This window comes from Micromonospora sp. I033 (assembly GCF_053890995.1).
Genome location: NZ_JBSSLX010000378.1, coordinates 1 through 2,111 on the forward strand (window position 1 = coordinate 1; position 2,111 = coordinate 2,111).

Genomic DNA, 2,111 nt, shown 5'->3' on the forward strand with positions numbered 1-2,111 from the left:
CCAGGACCGCGACCCCGCCGCGGCCGGCCCGCCGCCGGCGACGCGCCGCCCGGACCCGCCGGCGTCCGCCGGGGACGGCGGCCTCCACCCGGTCGGCGCCGGACGGGTCGGCGAACCCGAGCGGTGGAGGCCGTTCGATGCTGCTCGGTAGGCTCCGGATCCGGGGCAGGCTCGCCCTACTGGTGATCATCCCGCTGCTCAGCATGGTCGGGCTGGCCGTGCCGGTGGTGCTCGACCGGGTCGCGGCCGCCCAGCGGGCCGCCGACACCGCCGGCACCGTCCGGGTGGCCAGCCGGATCGGCAGCCTCGTGCAGGACCTCCAGCAGGAGCGGCTGCTCTCGGTGGGGTCGCTGCTCGGCCGGGTGACCCGGACCGAGCTGATCCAGAAGTCCGCCACGGTCGACGACCGGGTCGCCGACCTGCGGGCCGAGTCGCTGCCGGCCCCGGTCCGGACGGCCCTGGACGGGGTACGCGGGCTGGCCGACCTGCGTACCGCCGTGCTCGCCGGCAAGGCCACGCCGGACGAGATCATGACCGCGTTCGGCGCCGTCGACATGGCGCTGATCGAGGCGCTGCGGCTGCCGTTCCGGGTGGACACCGCCACCTCGGCGGGGCGGCAGGTGCTGGCGCTGGACGCGCTGCTCCGGGCCGACGAGGGGCTGGGCGCCTGCGCCACGCTGATCGTGCTCGTCAAGGCGACGGGCGACCCGGCGGTGGCCGGCTCGTACATCGCCTGCATGGCCGCGCTCCAGGTGGACAACCAGCGGTTCCGCAAGCTGATCACACCGGAGCAGCGTCGGCTGGCCCTGCTGGACGACGCGGCGGTGGCCGCCCGGACCAGCCCCACCTTCCTGGTCGACAGCGTCCGGGACCCGGTGGCGGCCATCGCGGCGGTGCCGCTGGACGCGCTCTTCCCCTCGGTCCGCTCGATGATCACCCTCGGCCAGTTCGTGGAGAAGAAGATCGTCGCGGACGTGATCGCCGAGACCCGGACCGAGCAGCGGGACGCGCTCGCCGCCGCCTGGCTGGTCGGCGCGGCGGCCGTCCTGATCCTGCTGACCGTGGTGCTGCTCAGCATGGCGGTGGCCCGGACCGTGGCCCGCCCCCTGACCCGGCTCACCCGCTCCGCCGACCGGGTCGCCCGGGTCGCCGAGGCGGAGCTGACCCGGGTGGTCGACGACGAGGCCGAGACCGTCGCGCCGGTCCGCCTCGACCCGGTGGACGTCCGGGCCCGGGACGAGATCGGCGACCTGGCCCGGGCGTTCGAGCGGGTGCAGCGGACCGCCGCCCGGCTGGTCGAACGGCAGGTGGCCGGCCGGCGCAACGTGGCGCAGATGTTCGGCCACGTCGGCCGGCGTACGCAGAACCTGGTCGGCCGGCAGATCGCGCTGATCGACCGGCTGGAACGGCAGGAGACCGACCCGGGGCGGCTGGAGCACCTCTACCGCCTCGACCACATCTCCAGCCGGCTGCGCCGCAACGCCGGCAGCCTGGTGGTGCTCTCCGGCGCCGCCGGTTCGGACGGGCACGTCGCGCCGGTCCCGCTGGCCGACCTGGTCCGGCTCGCGCTCGGCGAGATCGAGGACTACACCCGGGTGGACGTGCGGGTCCCGCCCGGGGTCTCGGCGGCGCCCGCGATCGCCGGCGACCTGGTGCTCGCGCTGGCCGAGCTGATGGAGAACGGGACCGCCTTCTCGCCGCCGCACACCCGGGTGCTGGTGGCCGGCGAGCAGACCGACGTGGGCGCCCGGCTCACCGTGGTGGACCGGGGCATCGGCATGACGGAGGAGCGCCTCGCCGCGGAGAACGCCCGGCTCACCCGCCGGGAGCGGCTCGACCTGGCCCCGACCGAGGTGCTCGGGCTCTTCGTGGTGGGCCGGCTGGCCCGCCGGCACGGGTGGACGGTCCGGCTGGCGCAGACCGCCGGGGGCGGGGTGACCGCCCACCTGGAGATCCCGGCCGCCCTGCTGGTGGTCCGCCGTCCCGGGCGGGCCGGCGCGACCGTGGCGCAGGCGAGCGTGCCGTTCCGGGAGCGACGGGCGCTGCCCGAGCCCGCGCGAGCCCTGGCCGGGGACGAGCCGGCCGGCTTCGACGCGGCGCTGCTGAGCCGC

2 protein-coding genes are annotated in these 2,111 nt (G+C 76.8%); one reads left to right on the forward strand and one right to left on the reverse strand.

The genetic code is table 11. From position 1 onward, the window contains the following. The coding region (locus ACW0Q9_RS30305) for a hypothetical protein (RefSeq protein ID WP_456187162.1) at nucleotides 1-190 on the reverse strand (190 nt) is incomplete at its 3' end. Between ACW0Q9_RS30305 and ACW0Q9_RS30310 the strand changes: the two genes are divergently transcribed. Continuing rightward, the coding region (locus tag ACW0Q9_RS30310) for a sensor histidine kinase (protein ID WP_456187164.1) at nucleotides 183-2,111 on the forward strand (1,929 nt) is incomplete at its 3' end. The two genes, ACW0Q9_RS30305 and ACW0Q9_RS30310, sit on opposite strands and share 8 nt — an antisense overlap.